This window comes from Arcobacter sp. F155, assembly GCF_004116455.1.
In the GTDB taxonomy this organism is placed as follows: domain Bacteria; phylum Campylobacterota; class Campylobacteria; order Campylobacterales; family Arcobacteraceae; genus Halarcobacter.
Genome location: NZ_PDJU01000004.1, coordinates 71,908 through 90,303 on the forward strand (window position 1 = coordinate 71,908; position 18,396 = coordinate 90,303).

Below are 18,396 nucleotides of genomic sequence, written 5' to 3' on the forward strand. Positions count from 1 at the left end.
AATGGAAACTTCAATTTTAATAGAAACAGTTGTTAAAGCCGTAGTTGTACTTTCTGTATTTGCAGCACTTGCAGGTTTTACAACATATATTGAAAGAAAGATACTAGCTTTTATGCAAAGAAGACTAGGTCCTACTAATGTGGGTCCTTATGGTCTTTTACAACTTGCAGCAGATGGAATAAAACTTTTTACAAAAGAAGACTTTATCCCTGCAAATGCAGCAAAGCCAGTGTTTATGATAGCTCCAATTATTACTGCTTCAACTGCTTTTATAGCAATGACAGCAGTTCCATTTTTCCCAGAGTTTGAACTATTTGGTTACACAGTAAGACCAATTATTGCAGATATAAATGTAGGTGTGTTATTTGTACTTGGAGTAGCTTCTGTAGGTCTTTATGGACCACTATTAGCAGGAATGAGTTCTTCAAATAAGTGGGCACTTTTAGGGGGAGCTAGAACAGCTATTCAACTTTTATCTTATGAAGTTGTTTCAGGACTAGCACTACTTGCACCTTTAATGTTAGTTGGAAGTTTATCTTTAATCGATATAAACAACTACCAAGCAGGTGGTTTTACTAATTGGATTATTTGGTCTCAACCTTTAGCTTTTATTTTGTTTGTAATTGCAGGTTTTGCTGAAACAAATAGAACACCTTTTGACCTTTTAGAGCATGAAGCTGAGATTGTAGCAGGATATGCAACTGAGTATTCAGGTCTTAGATGGGGAATGTTTTTTATAGGTGAGTATGCAAATCTATTTACGGTTTGTTTCTTAATCTCACTTATTTTCCTTGGTGGGTTTAATGATCTTTGGTTTATTCCAGGTGGTTTAGCAATTGTACTAAAAGTAATGATGTTAATTTTCTTCTTCCTTTGGACAAGAGCTTCATGGCCTCATATTAGACCAGACCAACTTATGTGGCTTTGCTGGAAAGTTTTAATGCCATTAGCAGTGATAAATATTTTAGTCACTGGTTTTGTATTGATGTTTTAGGATTAGATGATGAGTTTAGAGAAACTAAAAAACAGAGACGTTAGCGTTGATGATTATATAAATATATTTGAAGACAATTATCCAAAAACTTCATGGGGACAGTTTAAACAAGTAGTAAAAAGGTCACTAAAAGGTGAACTTTTCAAAGGACTTGGGATTGTTCTAAATATCATGAGACAAGCACTTTTCAAAGGTGAAATGCAAACAGTTCAATATCCAGCTGAAAAGCTTCCAATTGGACCTAGATATAGAGCAGTACATAAACTACTTGCTCTTTTAGAGTCAGGTGAAAATAGATGTATTGGTTGTGGCCTTTGTGAAAAGATTTGTATTGCTGATTGTATTAGAATGGATACTAGAATTGATGAAAATTCTAGAAAAGAAGTACTTGAATATACAATTAACATGGGTAGATGTATCTTTTGTGGTTATTGTGCAGAAGTTTGCCCAGAGCTTGCAATTGTTCATGGTGGAAGATATGAAAATGCAAGTGAGCAAAGAGCGCATTTTGCTTTAAAAGAGGATTTATTAACACCTCTTGATAAATTGTTAGAGCAAAAAGAGTACCCAGGTTTTGGTGCTGTATCTCCGGATGCAGATGAAAAAATTAAAAAAACACCACTTTCATATTAAGGAGTTTGAATGTTTGAAATCGTAGCTTTTTATCTTTTCGCATTTTTAACTGTAACGATGTTTTCAATTACAGTTTTTACAAATAACTCTTTATATGCATTAAGCTCACTAGCGGCTGGAATGATTTTTATTTCAGCTTTCTTTTTCCTTTTAGGAGCGGAGTTTTTAGGTGCTGTGCAAATTGTTGTTTATACAGGTGCTGTAATGGCTTTATATGCCTTTGGTATGATGTTCTTTGACTCTTTATCAACGGTAAAAGAGAAAATTAAAAACCCAAGATTGGTATTTTTATTAACAGGTATTTCTGCTTTAGTTGTAGTTTTAATTTTTACAGCTCCAATTGTAGCTACAAATATCGAAGCACACTATCCAATAAATAGTGAATGGGGAAATTCACAACAAGTTGGAATCGTACTTTTTACTAAATATTTAGTTCCCTTTGAAGTTGCAGCTGTAATGCTTTTAGTTGCTATGATTGGTGGAATTATTTTAGCTGGTAAAAAAATGGATGTATCATATACTGAACTTAGTGAAGAGCAAATTGATGAATTTGAGAAAGAGCAAAAAGAAAAGGAGACTAAGTAAATGACTTTAAATGCATACTTAATTTTATCAGCAGTACTTTTCTTTATAGGTATGATTGGAGTATTAAGAAGAAAAAATCTTCTTATGCTTTTTTTCTCAACGGAAATTATGTTAAATGCAGTAAATGTTGGACTTGCAGCTGTATCAAAGTTTCATGAAGATATCACAGGTCAGATGTTTGCCTTTTTTATTATTGCAATTGCAGCAAGTGAAGTTGCTATTGGACTTGGACTTCTTATTCTTTGGTACAAGAAAAAAGGTTCAATCAATCTTGATACTCTACAAAGTATGAAAGGCTAAGGGGAATGTTTATGGAAAACTATTTATATATTGCCCTTTTTGCTCCACTTGTAGGCTCACTAATAGCAACACTATTTGCAAACAGTCCAAAACAGAATTTTATCGGAGTATTAACAACACTTTTAATTGCTGTTTCAATGTTTGCATCTTTAAAACTTTTATATTTTGTGTATTCAACTGATGTAGTAGTTTCAGCAAAACTTTTCTCTTGGATAGAAATAGGTAATTTATCTATTCCTTTTGGTTTTGTAGTTGACCAAGTAAGTGTTGTGATGATGGTTGTTGTAACTGTTGTTTCAACTATGGTTCATATTCATTCTATTGGTTATATGGAGCATGATAAAAGTTTTAATAGATTTTTTGCATGGCTTAGTGCCTTTGTATTTTCAATGATGATACTTGTTATGAGTGATAACTTTGCAGGATTGTTTATTGGATGGGAAGGTGTTGGACTTTGTTCTTGGGGATTAATTGGCTTTTGGTATCACAAAAAAGACCAAGAATTATCAAATGATATTAAGAAATCACCGTTTTCAACCCTTTCACCATTTTCTTCTATTTCACCTGCCTTTGCAGCAAATGAAGCATTTATCACAAATAGAATTGCAGACTTAGCAATGCTTCTAGGAATGTTCTTGATTTTTTGGAACTTAGGAAGTTTACAATATGATGTGGTATTTGCAAATATAATTGCACTAGATAATAGTTTAATTGTAGCTATTGCAGTACTTCTATTTATAGGAGCAATGGGTAAATCAGCACAATTTCCTTTTAATCAATGGCTTGCAAATGCAATGGAAGGACCAACTCCTGTTTCAGCACTAATTCATGCTGCAACAATGGTAACAGCAGGAGTTTACTTAGTAATAAGAGCAAATGAGATTTTTGTAGCAGTTCCAAGTGTAGGAAATTTTATAGCTGCCCTTGGTGCTTTTGTAGCAATTGGGGCTGCACTTATGGCACTAGTAGCTACTAATATTAAAAAAATCATTGCCTTTTCTACTTTATCACAGCTTGGATATATGTTTGTAGCAGCTGGTCTTGGAGCTTATTGGGTGGCACTATTTCACCTTGCAACTCATGCTTTCTTTAAATCAGTTCTATTTTTAGGTGCTGGAAATGTAATGCATGCTCTTAATGATGAAATCAACATCAAAAATATGGGTGGTTTATATAAGCATATGAAAGGTACAGCAATTATTATGATAATTGCTTCTTTAGCTCTTGCTGGAATTTTCCCATTAGCAGGTTTCTTCTCAAAAGATTTAATTTTAGAAGTTGCCTTTGGAAGCCATAGTTTTATTATCTGGGTAGTGTTATTTATAACAGCAGGACTTACGGCATTTTATTCATTTAGACTTATTATGTATGTGTTTTTTGGAAAAGAGAACTTCAAAGAGTTTAATTACCATCCTCACGAAGCAAAGAGTTTTGTAATAGCTTCAATGTCTATTTTAGCTCTTCTTTCAATAGTTGCAGGGTGGTTTAAACCTTTATTTGTAGAGTTTGTAACTAAAAAACTTCCAGTTTTAAATGTGCACTTGGATTATTCAACTATTTATTTATTAATAGTTGCTACAAGTGCTATCGTTTTAATAGCAATTGCCTTTGCAGTGTTTAGATTTAGAAAAAAGCAAACTTATTTATCTTCTTCTTTAGAAGGTAAGTTTTTCTATAAACTGTTAGCAAATCAGTTTTATATTCCACATTTTATAGAGAGTATTGTGAATAAGTCATATCTAATTCTTTCAATAATTGCTTTTAAAGTTTTTGATATGAAGATAATAGATTTTATAGTTGATGGAATTGCAAAAGTGATTTATAAAAGTGGTGATAAAGCAAGAGTTTCTCAAAATGGAAATTTATCAAGTTCATTAAGACTAATGGTTTTAGGAATAGTTTTCCTTTTAGTCTTAGGTATTGTTTTAGCAGTAGCAAGCCAAGGGGTTTATTAAGATGGAATATATTTTATCAATATTAATATTTTTTCCAGCATTTGCAGCGATAGTAGGGTTTTTAGTAAAACAAGACTCTATTAAAGCTTATGGAATATGTGTTACTGCTATGCAGTTTGTTTTATCACTTGTTCTTTGGATGAACTTTGATGTAAATGAAGGGCAAATGCAGTTTACACATATCATTCCTATTATTAGTTCATATGGAATAAATTATCATGTGGGAGTTGATGGTATCTCACTATTTTTAGTGATTATGACAACTTTTATGACTATGATTTCTCTTATTGGACTTAGTGAAAAAAGAGATTTAAAGAATCTAGTTATTACTGTACTATTTTTAGAAATGACTATGGTAGGAGTATTTTTAGCCCTTGATGCAATTATTTTCTATGCTTTCTGGGAGTTATCATTAGTACCTATGCTTTATATTATTGGAGCATGGGGTGGGAAGTTAAGAATCTACGCTTCTATAAAGTTCTTCTTATATACTTTTTTAGGTTCTTTAATTATGCTTGTGGGAATGCTTTATTTAGCTTATGTTTATTATATAACAACAGGAACTTATAGCTTTAGTTTACAAGATTGGAATATGATGATACTTCCATTTGATATGCAATTTTGGTTATTTATTGCATTCTTTTGTGGTTTTGCTGTTAAAGTTCCAATGTTCCCATTCCATACTTGGCTTCCTTATGCACATGGACAGGCACCAACAATTGGTTCTGTAATCCTTGCAGCTGTTTTACTTAAAATGGGAACATATGGTTTTGTGAGATTCTCATTACCACTTTTCCCTGATGCAAGTGTTTACTTTACAATTCCAATGGCTATCTTAGCTTTAATTGCAATTGTTTATACAGCAATGGTAGCTTATGCTCAAGAAGATATGAAACAGGTTATTGCTTACTCTTCTGTTTCTCATATGGGTGTGATTATCTTAGGAATTTTTGCACTAAATGTTGAAGGAATTGGTGGAGCAATTTTTCTTATGATTTCCCATGGTATTGTTTCGGGAGCTCTGTTTATGTTAGTTGGGGTTGTTTATGACAGAACCCACACTAAGATGATAAAAGATTATGGTGGAATAGCAAGAGTTATGCCAAAGTATGCAACTATATTTGCAATTATGCTTATGGCATCAATTGGACTTCCTCTAACTATAGGATTTGTAGGTGAGTTTTTATCTCTTCTTGGATTTTTTAAAGTAAGTGCAACTTTAACTTTAATAGCTGGACTTACAATTATTTTTGGAGCAGTTTATATGTTAACAATGTATAAAAAAGTTTTCTTTGGTCCAATAAAAAATGAAAAAAACCATGAGTTAAAAGATTTAAATAAAAGAGAGTTAAGTGCTTTAATTCCATTAGTTGCTTTAGTTGTGATTTTAGGTGTTTATCCAAAACCTATTTTAAAGCCAGTGGAAACTTCTGTGAATCATGTAGTTGAGGTTATGAAAATAAAAGCTTTAGAAGATAAAACAAGAGTTGAAATATTAAATAGAAACTCAATTGAAGGAGCTAGATAATGAATAGTATCCCACCAATTGCAATTGAGTTTGCAAGTTTAAATTTCCCAACAATTGTTCCTATGATTATAGCTATTGTTGGGGCATTGGTTATTTTAATAATTGATTTAATAAATAAAAACCTTGATAAATCACTTTATGTGATGATTGCAGTTCTGTTTTTAATTATTGATTTAGGTGTAATTATTGGTTTTACTTCCGATGTAAGGGGTTTCTTTGACCTTTTATTAGTTGATGGAATTGCTATATTATCTCAAGGAATTATAGTACTTGCTTCGCTATTTTTTGTTCTTACAGCTATGGGGAAACTAAGATTCCAAGAGTATAGATACCCTGAATACTTTGCACTGTATTTATTTATGGTAGCAGGGTTCCAGTTTATGGTAAGTTCTGATTCTCTTATCTTAATCCTTGTAGGACTTGAAACAGCATCTATGGCTCTTTATACAATTATTGCAATGCATAATAGAACAAATGCTTTAGAAGCTGCAATAAAATACTTTACAATGGGTGCTTTATCAACTGCATTTTTTGCCTTTGGTTCATTGATTTTTTATGCTGTAACAGGAACTGTAGAGCTTGGAAAAGTATCTGAAGTTTTAGTTGCTTCAAACTATGAAAACTATCCATTAGTTCTTTTAGGTGTAATATTTATGCTTGGGGCTTTAGGATTTAAATTATCATTAGTTCCTTACCATACTTGGGTAGCTGATGTTTATGAAGGTTCAACGGCAGCTCTTGCAGGTTTCTTATCTATTGTTCCAAAGATGGCTGCTTTTGTAGTAGCTTTAAGATTTTTTGAAATATTTATAGCAAGTGGTGACCCATTTGTTGAGGTGATTTTATATGTAACGGTTGTATTAACAATCACTATTCCAAATATAATTGCCCTTTTACAAAATGACATAAGTAGAATGCTTGCATATTCGTCTATTTCAAATGCAGGTTTTGCAATGACAGCTATTTTAATTGGAAGTACACAAGCAACACAGGCTCTATTTTTATACTGGTTAATGTTCTTAATTACTAACCTTGGAGCATTTTCAATGTTATGGATAAATAGAAGTAAAGATAGTAGTAGTTTCTCTTCTGACCATGCTATGGAAAAATACTCAGGACTAATAAAAAAAGAGCCATTTTCTGCTCTTATGATGGGATTATTTTTATTCTCTCTTGCAGGAATACCTCCTTTTGCACTATTTTGGGGAAAACTATATTTAATTGGAAGTGCTGTAAATGGCGGATATTTAATCTTAGCCTTAATTATGGTTTTAAACTCTGCTATTGCAGGTTATTATTACTTAAAGCCAATTGTATATATGTTCTTAAAAGATGCAAATGAAGAAGTTGAAGTTAAGTTTTTAGCAAACTCAACACCTGTAATAAAAGCTGTTATAGGTTTTTGTGCGGTTTTAGTAGTATTTTCAATTCTTTTAATAGAACCATTATTAGAAATAATCTCTTATTATGTTCAAATCTCAGGATACTAGGAAAAATCCTAGTATCTAAAGCTTTTAAAAAGAGTAAGTTAACGTAAGGTTTACTTGGTCTTGGTCTGTTTCATCTAAATCATCACTATCTACATTTACATGAGTAAGCCCAAGGTTTGCATTTAATTCACTTGTCAATTTATATCCAAGCCATAAAGTAGTTTCATCTTGTTCATAAGACTCATCTGCTTTGTCATACTCAGTATTTCCATAAAGCAGTGTAGCACTTAAATCTCCAAAAGATTTACTAAGTCCTAAGTAGTAAGTTCTTGCATCTTTTAAATAGATTTGATCACCTTCTTCAAAAGGATTGATAATCTCTCCTGCAAGGTGAGTAAAACCTTGGTCTTTATCAATTTGGATATATCCTAGGTAAGGAGTAAATCCAGCAATAGACGTGCTAAGCATTAAGTCAATAATACTTGAATCCTCTTCATTAGAATCATCTGGTTTATTTACAGCATAGTGTGCTCTAAATGAAGTATCACCATATTTTAAATTTACTTTTCCACCAATAATATCTCTGTTATCAGGAGCAATAAAATCATAAGCTGTTGCAGAGATATTTTCATTGAATTTTTGAGTTAAAGCTATTTTATAAACCCCTTTATTTTCATTCATTTTAGTCATAGGTCTATAATCTCTTGAATAGATTCTACCGTGTCTTTGAGACCAAATAGCTTCAATAGAAGTATTATCAAAGTTTGCATCAATTCTTAGGGCATCTTGAGTTTTATTCATCCAATCTGTTGAGATAAACTGTCTACCAGCTTTAACTGAAATTGCTTCATAATTATATGCTAAGAATAACTCTTCTAAATCTACACTTCTTCTACTTCCATCTTTATACCAGAATCTTTCAGCTGCATCACCTTTTCCTTGGTAATGGAACTCATCTTCTCCACCTTCAAAGATTGTTTTATAAGCTCTTACTTTTGAAGTTAGACTTAGATTATTCCAAACTCCACTTTCATATTTTAATGCAAAAGAACCAACAGAGTAATCTGTATCATTATAGTAGTTACCCCATTTTGCTAGTTCTTTATCCATATCTCTTTGTTCATATGTAACTGCAAACTCACCACTTATTTTTCCACTTGTTAATGCTTCTTGTAAAGATGAAGCACTCGAAATAGAAGGAATACCAATTGCTAAGATAGCAATAAGACTTAATTTTGTAGCTTTCATTTTCTTGCCTTTATTTAATATTTTAAATAAAACTAAAAATTATAATCTAGTTTTATTTTTTATGTTTTGGAAGTATAAATAAAAAATGTAGATAAAAAATCGAATAAGCAAATTTGTAGAAAATTGTTAAGAAATCTTCTTCTCAAAGGAAGAAATTAAATTGTCAGCTAAGTTTTTAAGTCTACTACTATAACTTTTAATAAGGTTTTTTTGAGGAGTTATTACCTCACAATCTAAAACTTTTGCTCCTATTGATATTGAAGCATGTTCCATATATTTCTTTGCAGTATAGAAGCTATGATTTAAAAAGTATTTTGTTGTATTGTAGTTTATTAGTATAGATTTTTTAGGAAGAGTTATCTTCCTTGGAGTAGAGTTTGTTTGACCATAAGGCCAATAATAATAGGCAACAAGACGTTCAGAAAATTTTTCATGAATTTTGTTTTTTGAAAAAAGGTTGTTTCTATCTGCTAAGATGATATATGCATCTGCTTCTTCTATTTCATCTATAGTTGAATTCATATCATCTTTAATCACACACTTAACAGGAGACTCACCTTTTCTTTGAGTACAACATCTGCATTGTGTACATTTGACAATTTTCATGTCACTTAACTTTAGAGTATAGTTTTTAATATTTTTAGAACTAAGATAGTTTGATAAGAAGTCAATAATCTTATTCATATCTGAGTGATAGGTTTCAGTACAGTCTATAAATTTTACAACCATATGTTTACCTTTATTAATGATATAGTTAAATACTAACAAAAGAGTATAACTTTTAAGTGACAAAATCAAATTTTAATAGGAAAAACTCTAATTCGATTTTTTTTCGATTTTTTTTTCTTACAATTCTTTTATAAATCAAAAAAAGGATTGAAGATGAACAATTCAAGAAGAGACTTTCTTAAAGTAGGAGCAGCAACTTCAGCTGTATTAGCAGGAAGTGGAACATTAAGTGGTGCAGTTGCAAAAGAGTTTGCAAGTAGAACTAAGAAAATTCCAAGTGCATCTCACTTTGGTGCTTTTTATGCTCACGTAAGAGATGACAAAATTGTTGATATAACTTCACAATTAGATTCTGATGCTAATCCAACTGTTATGGTTAAAGCTTTAGCAGATAGAAACAGTTCTGACTCAAGGGTTAAATATCCAGTGGTTAGAAAAAGTTACCTTGAAGGAAAAGGAAGAGGTGATTTAAGAGGAAAAGAGGAGTTTGTTAGAGTTTCTTGGGATACAGCTATTGATTTAGTTGCAAAAGCTATTCAAAAAGCACAAGAAAAAGGTGGAAACGAAGCACTTTATAATGCATCTTATGGTGGTTGGGCTCATCCAGGAGCATTTAAACCAAATGCATTAGCTGGAAGATTCTTTAACCAAATTGGTGGAGCTGTTAGAACATCAGGTGAGTACTCAAATGGTGCAGCAGGACAAGTAAACCCATCAATTGTTGGAGATATGGAGGTTTATTCTATTCAAACTGCCCATGAGCAAATCATTGAAAATACAGAAGTGATGGTTTTATGGGGAGCAGATTTATATAAAACAAATAGAGCAGGATACTCTGTTCATAATCACAGATGTTTTGATGCTTATGAAGAGTATAAAAAAGCAGGAATCAAAGTAATCTCTATTGACCCAATTTATACAATGTCAGCTCAAGAGTTCAAAGCTGATTGGATTAAAATTAGACCAGGTTCTGATGTTGCTTTAATGTTAGGAATGATGAACTACTTATATAAAAGTGGTAAATATGACAAAGAGTTTATTGAAAAATATACTTACGGTTTTGATAAATTCTTACCATACCTTTTAGGAAAAGAAGATGGTGTTGAAAAAACACCTGAATGGGCAGAAAAATTAACAGAAATTCCAGCTAAAACAATTAGACAATTAGCTGATATTATGATTTCAAAAAGAACATTTATTGCTGGTAACTGGGCAATGCAAAGAGCTCATCATGGTGAGCAAGTTGACTGGTCTATTATTACTTTAGCTTCAATGCTAGGACAAGTTGGATTACCAGGTGGTGGTTTTGGATTCTCTATGCACTATGAAGGTGGAGGAGATGCAAACTCTGGTAAAAATACTGTTGGTGGAATGAGTCAAGGTGGAGGAGATAAAGTAAAAATTGCTATTCCTGCATCAAGAATGAGTGACTTAATCAATAAACCAGGTGAGACTGTAACTTACAAAGGTAAAGTTATTAAATATCCAAAAGTAGAGTTTATGTTAAGTGCAGGTGGTTCACCAATTGGTCACCAACCAGATGTAAATGAACTTATTGAAGCAATGAGAAAACTAGATACTGTAGTAGTTGTTGAGCCATGGTGGACACCAACTGCAAAAATGGCAGATATTGTTTTACCTGCAACAACAACTATGGAAAGAGATGATGTAGCAGGAGCTATGTCTTACTCAGCAGATAGAATCTATGCAATGAAAAAAATTGTTGAGCCACGATATGAATCAAAAGATGATTATGAAATCTTTACAATGCTTGCTGATAAGTTTGGAAAAGCAAGAAGATATTCAAGAGGAAGAACAGTTCAACAATGGTTAGAAAGACTTTATAAAAGATCTTCAGCTAAAAGAGAAATGGGAATTTCATTTGAAGAGTTCTGGAAAATGGGTGTTATTAAATACGATATTCCAAAAAGTGCAACAAAATTTGTTAGACATGAAGCCTTTAGAAAAGACCCTGTAAACAATGCACTTAAAACAGAAACTGGAAAAATTCAAATCTTCTCAGATAAGTTTGCATCTTATGGATATGAAGACTTTAAAGGTCACGTAATGTGGTTTGAACCAGCAGAGTGGTTAGGTAATGAAGAGTTAGTGAAAAAATATCCACTACACCTAGTGTCTCCTCACCCAACATATAGAATTCACTCACAGTTAGATAATACTTGGGTGCAAAATGTACATAAAGTACAAGGTAGAGAACCTATTAGAATTTCTCCAAATGATGCGAAGAAATTTGGAGTAAAAGATGGTGAGATTGTAGAAGTTTACAATGATAGAGGAAGTTTACTTGCTGGTGTTGTTGTGACAAACACAATTAGAGATGGTGTTGTAGCAATTGAAGAGGGTGCTTGGTACTCTCCTGAAGATGCCGAGGCTGGTGATTCTTTCTTCGGAAATGACCAAAGAAAAGTAAGATGTAATTCTGGTCAAGTGAATGTTTTAACATCATCAAGACCAACATCACAAATGGCGCAAGCAACTACAGCAAATACTGTACTTGTAAGTATTAAAAAAGCTGGAACTGTAAGTCCAAATGTAGCTTACAACCCACCAAAAATTATAGGAGCATAAGATGAAAACAATTATTAGAAATACAATAGTACTATTAGCTTTACTTGGAGCCTTCTTCCAAGTAAATGCAGAGCAAAACTTTATCTATCAAGATTCTGTTTTAAAAGGTGATAATGGAAAAACTGCAAAGATTTTTGTAGGTGTTCCTGTAACTATCAAAGAAGAGATGGGAAAAAATGTAAAAGTTTCAATTAAAGGTGTTATGTTTGGAGATGAGGTTTACTCTTCTAAAACAAAAGAGCTTTTAGTTGCAAAAGTAGAAAAAGGTTTTGAAGTAAATCAAAGAGATGGAAATGAAGTTGAGTTAGTTGGAACATTAGCTAAAGAGTTAACTTCAAATGACCCACTTGATGTATGGGGTGAACATGAAGAGTTCTATTTTGAAATGTGTACACAATGTCATGCAGGTCCAGAAGTAAATCACCACTCTATGATGGAATGGGAAGCAATCTTTGGAACAATGAAAGGTTTTGCAAAACTTGATGAAGAAGAAGCATCTTATCTTCTTAGATATTTAAAAGCTAATTCATCTGATGGATTTGTTAAAACAGAGCACTAAATTTGCTATAATGTAAATAAAAAGGAGTCTTCATGCAAAAGGAGTTTTTAGAGAAATTAAAGAGTTTAACGGTTCTTTATGCAGAAGACGAAGTGGGCATTAGAGAGAATATCGCTGATAGTCTAGGATATTATGTGAAAGAGGTTTTTCAAGCCTCTAATGGAGCTGAAGCATTAGAGGTTTATGAAGATAAGAATCCTGATATTATCCTAAGTGATATTCATATGCCAGTTTTAAATGGTATTGAGTTTGTAAAAAAAGTTCGCGAGACAAATAGAACAATTCCTATTGTTATGATTACAGCTCATACAGATAAAAAATATTTGCTTGAAGCAGTTGAGCTTCATATGGAAAAATATATCATAAAACCAGTGGAACTAGAGGCTTTGTTTGAGGTTTTAGAGAAATGTGTCTCTCTCCTTGAAATTAATAAAAAAGTTTTTCTAAAAGTGGATGAAGACTATAGTTTTGATTATGATAAAAAAGAGTTAAAATACAAAGATGAGGTTATATTTCTAAACAAAAAAGAGATGATGTTCTTTGAGGTTCTCATCTCTAACCAAAACAGAATAACTACATATGAAGAGCTTCAAGATAAGGTTTGGCAAGATGATGTTATGACCGATAGTGCCTTAAGGTCATTAGTTAGGAATTTAAGAAAGAAACTTCCTACGGACATCATTTATAACCTATCAGGAACAGGATATCGTTTTGTTTAAAGTCTTAGTACTAATAAGTTTGATTACTTGTTCTTTATTTTCTTCTTCACACCTTGTAAAAAAGTTAGAGTTTAGAGAAGATACAAGCTCTTTAAATAAAGCACAAAGATTAGACCCAAACTCTCATATAAATATATTTCTTCCTTCAATTCCTTATTCATATATTGCAAAAGCTACAAATGCAGGACTTATTCGTTCATATGATAATAAAAGAGGTTGGGTTTATGACCTTGCAAAATCCCATGAAAGAGTAGATGAGTATACATATATTTTTACTTTAAGGGATAAACTAAAATTTCAAGATGGAAAAGCTTTTACTATAGATGATGTGATTTATAATCTAGAGTATTTTAAAAGAAAGCCATTTTTATATACAAACATAGATAAAGTAGATTTTGACATTATAAAACTTGATAAAAAAAGAATCAAAATAGTTTTAAAACAAAAGTATGAGATGTTTTTAACTGACCTTGCAAGAATCTATTTTTATACAAAAGAGTATATACAAAAATATAATCCTGTAGGAAAAGAGACAGGAACAGCAAATAAAATAGCTGGTGCTTTTGCTATGGGACCATATATTTTGAAAGAAGGTTTTGCTTTAGGAAGTGAACAAACAGATAAGTTAGAACTTGTAGCTAATCCATATTATTGGAATAAAGAGTTTCCTAAAATAAAAAGAATAACTGTATATACACAACTTGATGTAAATGAAGCTATTGAAGATATCACTAAAAAAGAGGGTAAATTAGACTTAATGCCAATACCTTTTAATAAAAAGTTTGAAGTGATTTTATCAAAATACTCTAAGCTTATTATTTCTAAATCAACGGATAATTTTGTAATATTTTTTAATTTGATAAATGGAAATAAAAAGCTTTTAAGTGATGAAGTTAGAGTTGCTTTAAATCAAGCCCTTGACCAAGAAAGACTACTAAACTTTGTATATAAAAAAGAAGGTAAAGTTTCTCCTTTTACTGCCTCAATAAATTATGATATCGTTGAGCAAGTTGCAAAAGAGTTTAAAATTGTAGAAAAAAAGTACTCTAAAAAAGAGTTAACGACTTTATTAAATGGCTTGGAGTTAAATGTTTTCACCCAAGATAGATTTATGTTTTTATTTAAAGGAATAGAGTTCCAGCTAAAAAAATATGGAGTGAAACTAAACTATACAGTAACAAGTAGTGAAAAAGATATATATAAAGAGTTATTAACAACTAGTTCAAATAAAAATGAAAAAGAGTGGGACCTTTTAATTTGGGGTGATGATGACTGGTATTATCAAAACCCTTGGACGGTATTTTTCATTTATGAAATAGGAAGTGTTTGGTCAACTATTCCAAAAGATGAGCAGATGCAATCTTATATTGAACAGTATTTTCTTACAAATCCTTCTTCAATAGAGTATAAAAAGGTCGTTAAAAATATTTTACATAGAGCAAGACAAAAGGCATATACTTTAAGAGTTCCTTCTTTAAACAAGGTTATTGCAGTAAATAAAGAGGTGATATATAAACCCTATGAAGGTGGAATTATTCCTTTATGGGAAATAGAAATAAGTAAAAATCACTGGTCTGTTAGAGGAAATAAAGAGTATAAAAAAGAGCTAGAAGAAGCAATCAAGCCAAAAAGAATAAAGTAATACTATGAAACTAATAAAAAATATGAATATCAAATCAAAGTTAGGGATACTGTTTTTAATTCTTTGTATCTCTATTGCAGTTTTAGGTTATAAGTCAGTACAAGTTAGTGAAGATAATAAAGATACTTTAAAAATAGTACATAGTAAATCCCAAGCGGTATTAGCTTTACAAAATAAAATCATCACTCCTTTATATAGTTTAAGACAGTTAAATCAATCTTTAGTTATGGCTCCTAATAAAGAGATTAGAAGTGAGATAAATAAAGATTTAGTAGAGATTTTTAAGAGATTAGATAAAGATTTTCAAAATGTGAAAATATACAGTCCTGAGCTTTATGAAATGTGGGAGAGTTATAAAGAACATATTCTTCAAACAAAAGAGTATTTAAATGAAGGCTTTGAAGAGGGTGCATATATAAATGTAACTACTGTTAGTAAAAAGCAGTTTGATATTTTAGTTGAAAAACTGTTTTTTTTACAAAAAGAGTCTTTAAGTAATGCAACTATTGCATATAGTCAAGCTTCAAAAAAATCTACAGAAGTTAAAATTGAGGTTATAACAAGTATTGCTTTAACTCTATTTTTTGCAATAATTATTGGCTGGTTTATTACTAATAATATTTTAAAATCAATATATAAAGTACAAAATGGTTTAAATGATTTTTTCAAGTATTTAAATGATAAAAAAACAAAAGTGAATAGAATTGATATTGATGGTAAAGATGAGTTTAGACAAATGGCTAATATCATTAATAAAAATGTGTCATATATTAGAACTAATGTAGACCAAAATGAAGCCTTAATCAAAAATGCAACGAAGGTTTTAGAAAATATTGAAAGTGGGAACTTAGGAACAAGACTTACTCAAAATACAAATAATACTTCATTAAATGAACTTAAAAATATGATTAATAGTGTGATTGGAAACCTAGAAGATAAAATACAAAAAGAGATAAGACAAAGACTTCAGCAAGAGCAAATTCTTATTCAACAAAGTAAACTAGCAGCAATGGGTGAGATGATAGGAAATATTGCCCACCAATGGAGACAACCCTTAGCTCAAATCTCTGCAATACATATGAATATGAAAGTGACTTTTGATTTTGAAAAGTTTAATAAAGAGTATTTAAATTCAAAAATAAAAGAAGCCAATAAACTAACTTCATATATGTCTCAAACAATTGATGACTTTCAAAACTTCTTTAAACCCCAAGGGGAAAAAGAGTTGTTCTCTGTTGAAAAAGCTTGTAAAGATGCATATTTTATTGTTGAGTCTTCATTGAAATACCATGGCATAGAACTAAGTTTTGATGTAAAAGAAGATAGTGAAGTCTTAGGTTATAAAAATGAATTCTCACAGGTGATTTTAAATCTAATAAGTAATGCAAAAGATATTCTTCTTGAAAGAAAGGTAGAAGAACCACAAATTAATATAGAGATAAAAGGTGGTGAAAGTTACGCTGTTGTAAAAGTTGAAGATAATGCAGGTGGCGTAAGAGAAGAGATATTAGATAAAATTTTTGACCCATATTTTACTACTAGACATAAAACTCAAGGAACAGGAATAGGTCTATATATGGCAAAAAATATTATTGAAAGAAATATGCATGGATTTATAAATGTTAGAAACAATGACCACGGAGCTATTTTTACAGTGAAGGTTTTAAAAACTGTTTAGTGGAATTTTCTTTCAAACTTTATATTAAATGAAAAAGTAATCCATAACTTGCTACAATCCCCATAGAAAATGAAATAAAGAAGGAATAGTTTTGAAAGAAATAAGTGTTGCACACTCTCCTGATGCTGATGATATTTTTATGTATTATGCGATTAAATTTGGTTGGGTTACTCCAAAAGATGCAAAGTTTACGAATATTGCAGCTGATATTGAAACATTAAACCAAGCAACTTTAAAAGGTGAGTATGACATTTGTGCTATCTCTTTTGCTCTTTATCCTTTTGTTAAAGATGATTATGCACTTTTAAAAACAGCTGTATCTTTTGGTGAAGGTTATGGTCCAAAACTTGTAAAGAAAAAAGATGCAAAGTTAAAAAGAAACTTCAAAGTAGCTCTTAGTGGAGAGTTTACAACTAATGCATTACTTTTTAAAATAGCTTATCCAGAAGCTAGAATTACATATATGAACTTCTTAGACATTGAACAAGCAGTATTAGATGGAACTGTTGATGCTGGTGTTTTAATCCATGAATCAATTCTTACTTTTGATGATAATTTAGAAGTTGAACGTGAGATGTGGGATATTTGGGAAGAGTTAAGTGGTGGAGGTTTACCATTACCTCTTGGAGGAATGTGTTTAAGAAGATCACTTCCTTTAACTAATGCAATTGATTATGAGAACACTTTAATCAAAGCTGTTGATGTTGCAAATAAAAACAGAAATGTATTAGCTCCAATGTTACTTGAAAAAGGTCTTATTAGAGTTGATGCTGATACTTTAGATAACTATTTAGACCTTTATGCAAATGATAACTCAGTTCAATTAAGTGATATCCAATATGAAGCTTTAGACAAGCTATATGAACTAGGATATAAGCATGGTTTTTATAATAGTTTAGTAAAAGCAAAAGAGTTTTTAATTCCAAGTGAATATGAGGAACTAAGAGCTAATTAATGTCAAAAGATAAAGAAGAGTATAAAAACTATTTTAAAGAGATTGATTTCTCAAAATATTCATCAATACATATTGGACCAAAAGCTGAGGTTCTAGTTATAAATGAGATTGGTGATTATAGTAACTATGTTATTTTAGGAAGAGCAAATAATGTTCTTATTTCAAATACTCATCCAAACTTTGCAGTTTTAGGTGAAGCCTTTGATTATATAAGAAAAGAAGATAATCTTTTATATGTAGGCTGTGCTACAAAATCTGGAAAGCTACTTTCATATGCAAAAAAGAATGACTTAGCAAACTTAGAGTTCTTAGGAAAACTTCCAGGAAGTCTTGGTGGCTTAGTTAAAATGAATGCAGGGCTTAAACAATGGGAAATTTTTAATTATATTCACTCTATTAAAACAAAAGATGGGTATATTAAAAAAGAAGATATAGAGTACTCATATAGAGAAACTAAAATTGATACAATAGTTTATGAGGTTGTATTTAATATAGAGTATGGTTTCTCAAAAGAACAAGCAGAACTTTTTAAACAAATGCGAGATAATCAACCACAAATTCCAAGTGCAGGAAGCTGTTTTAAAAACCCAAAAGGTGATTTTGCAGGAAGATTGATAGAAGCAGTGGGATTAAAAGGTTTTAAAAAAGGTGAGATGGGCTTTAGTGAAAAGCATTCAAACTTTTTAGTTAACTATGGCAAAGGTAATTTTGAGGATGCACTCTCTTTAATAAACCTAGCAAAACAGAGAATAAATGATGAGTTTAACGTAGAAATAGAAGAAGAAATAATTATATATTAAGCTTAATAGAGTTTTCATTTTTTTATGTTAGAATTCAAAGCTTAAAATTAGT

The 18,396-nt window shown here is 31.0% G+C and carries 16 protein-coding genes; 14 read left to right on the forward strand and 2 right to left on the reverse strand.

Features of this window, described 5'->3' with window-relative positions:
* The first annotated feature begins 1 nt into the window (after window position 1).
* From nuoH to nuoN, 7 genes are read left to right on the forward strand one after another with little or no spacing between them, the layout of a single operon-like run.
* Entirely contained in the window at window positions 2-994 is a 993-nt protein-coding gene (nuoH, locus tag CRV03_RS06035; protein WP_129084252.1) for an NADH-quinone oxidoreductase subunit NuoH, read from the forward strand.
* A 9-nt stretch (window positions 995-1,003) separates the two neighbouring features.
* Window positions 1,004-1,627, forward strand: coding sequence for an NADH-quinone oxidoreductase subunit NuoI (nuoI, locus tag CRV03_RS06040; protein ID WP_129084253.1), 624 nt, complete (start codon window positions 1,004-1,006; stop codon window positions 1,625-1,627).
* Between the two features lie 9 nt (window positions 1,628-1,636).
* Window positions 1,637-2,212, forward strand: a complete 576-nt coding sequence (locus tag CRV03_RS06045) for an NADH-quinone oxidoreductase subunit J (protein ID WP_129084254.1) — start codon at window positions 1,637-1,639, stop codon at window positions 2,210-2,212.
* Window positions 2,213-2,512 (forward strand): NADH-quinone oxidoreductase subunit NuoK, encoded by a 300-nt coding sequence (nuoK, locus tag CRV03_RS06050; protein WP_129084255.1) that lies wholly within the window; start codon window positions 2,213-2,215, stop codon window positions 2,510-2,512.
* 11 nt (window positions 2,513-2,523) lie between these two features.
* Window positions 2,524-4,467 (forward strand): NADH-quinone oxidoreductase subunit L, encoded by a 1,944-nt coding sequence (gene nuoL / locus CRV03_RS06055; RefSeq protein WP_129084256.1) that lies wholly within the window; start codon window positions 2,524-2,526, stop codon window positions 4,465-4,467.
* Between the two features lies 1 nt (window position 4,468).
* The gene (locus CRV03_RS06060; protein ID WP_129084257.1) at window positions 4,469-5,995 is read left to right on the forward strand and encodes an NADH-quinone oxidoreductase subunit M; all 1,527 of its coding nucleotides are present in this window, start codon (window positions 4,469-4,471) and stop codon (window positions 5,993-5,995) included.
* Window positions 5,995-7,485 carry an NADH-quinone oxidoreductase subunit NuoN gene (gene nuoN, locus CRV03_RS06065; RefSeq protein ID WP_129084258.1) on the forward strand — a complete coding sequence of 497 codons (1,491 nt, stop codon included), beginning with the start codon at window positions 5,995-5,997 and terminating at the stop codon, window positions 7,483-7,485. The genes CRV03_RS06060 and nuoN overlap by 1 nt, the downstream gene beginning before the upstream one ends.
* Window positions 7,486-7,509: 24 nt before the next feature.
* Here the strand turns inward: nuoN and CRV03_RS06070 are convergent, their stop codons facing one another.
* Both CRV03_RS06070 and CRV03_RS06075 read right to left on the reverse strand, forming a co-directional pair.
* On the reverse strand, window positions 7,510-8,673 hold the full coding sequence (locus CRV03_RS06070; RefSeq protein ID WP_129084259.1) for an Opr family porin: 1,164 nt from the start codon (window positions 8,671-8,673) through the stop codon (window positions 7,510-7,512).
* 126 nt (window positions 8,674-8,799) lie between these two features.
* On the reverse strand, window positions 8,800-9,402 hold the full coding sequence (locus tag CRV03_RS06075) for a flavodoxin family protein (RefSeq protein ID WP_129084260.1): 603 nt from the start codon (window positions 9,400-9,402) through the stop codon (window positions 8,800-8,802).
* 153 nt (window positions 9,403-9,555) lie between these two features.
* Between CRV03_RS06075 and CRV03_RS06080 the strand changes: the two genes are divergently transcribed.
* The 7 genes from CRV03_RS06080 to CRV03_RS06110 all read left to right on the forward strand — a co-directional run bounded on the left by CRV03_RS06080 (window position 9,556) and on the right by CRV03_RS06110 (window position 18,344).
* Window positions 9,556-11,991, forward strand: coding sequence for a molybdopterin-dependent oxidoreductase (locus CRV03_RS06080; RefSeq protein ID WP_129084261.1), 2,436 nt, complete (start codon window positions 9,556-9,558; stop codon window positions 11,989-11,991).
* 1 nt (window position 11,992) lies between these two features.
* Entirely contained in the window at window positions 11,993-12,550 is a 558-nt protein-coding gene (locus CRV03_RS06085; protein ID WP_129084262.1) for a hypothetical protein, read from the forward strand.
* A gap of 32 nt (window positions 12,551-12,582) precedes the next feature.
* A complete protein-coding gene (locus tag CRV03_RS06090; protein ID WP_129084263.1) occupies window positions 12,583-13,269 on the forward strand; it encodes a response regulator transcription factor in 687 nt (228 codons plus the stop codon).
* On the forward strand, window positions 13,262-14,911 hold the full coding sequence (locus CRV03_RS06095; protein WP_164968620.1) for an ABC transporter substrate-binding protein: 1,650 nt from the start codon (window positions 13,262-13,264) through the stop codon (window positions 14,909-14,911). Before CRV03_RS06090 ends, CRV03_RS06095 begins: the two co-directional genes overlap by 8 nt.
* A 4-nt stretch (window positions 14,912-14,915) precedes the next feature.
* Window positions 14,916-16,589: an ATP-binding protein gene (locus tag CRV03_RS06100; RefSeq protein WP_129084265.1), complete on the forward strand. Its 1,674-nt coding sequence runs from the start codon at window positions 14,916-14,918 to the stop codon at window positions 16,587-16,589.
* 91 nt (window positions 16,590-16,680) lie between these two features.
* Window positions 16,681-17,544, forward strand: coding sequence for a menaquinone biosynthesis family protein (locus CRV03_RS06105; protein WP_129084266.1), 864 nt, complete (start codon window positions 16,681-16,683; stop codon window positions 17,542-17,544).
* Window positions 17,544-18,344, forward strand: coding sequence for a UDP-N-acetylmuramate dehydrogenase (locus tag CRV03_RS06110; protein WP_129084267.1), 801 nt, complete (start codon window positions 17,544-17,546; stop codon window positions 18,342-18,344). Before CRV03_RS06105 ends, CRV03_RS06110 begins: the two co-directional genes overlap by 1 nt.
* Window positions 18,345-18,396: the final 52 nt, after the last annotated feature.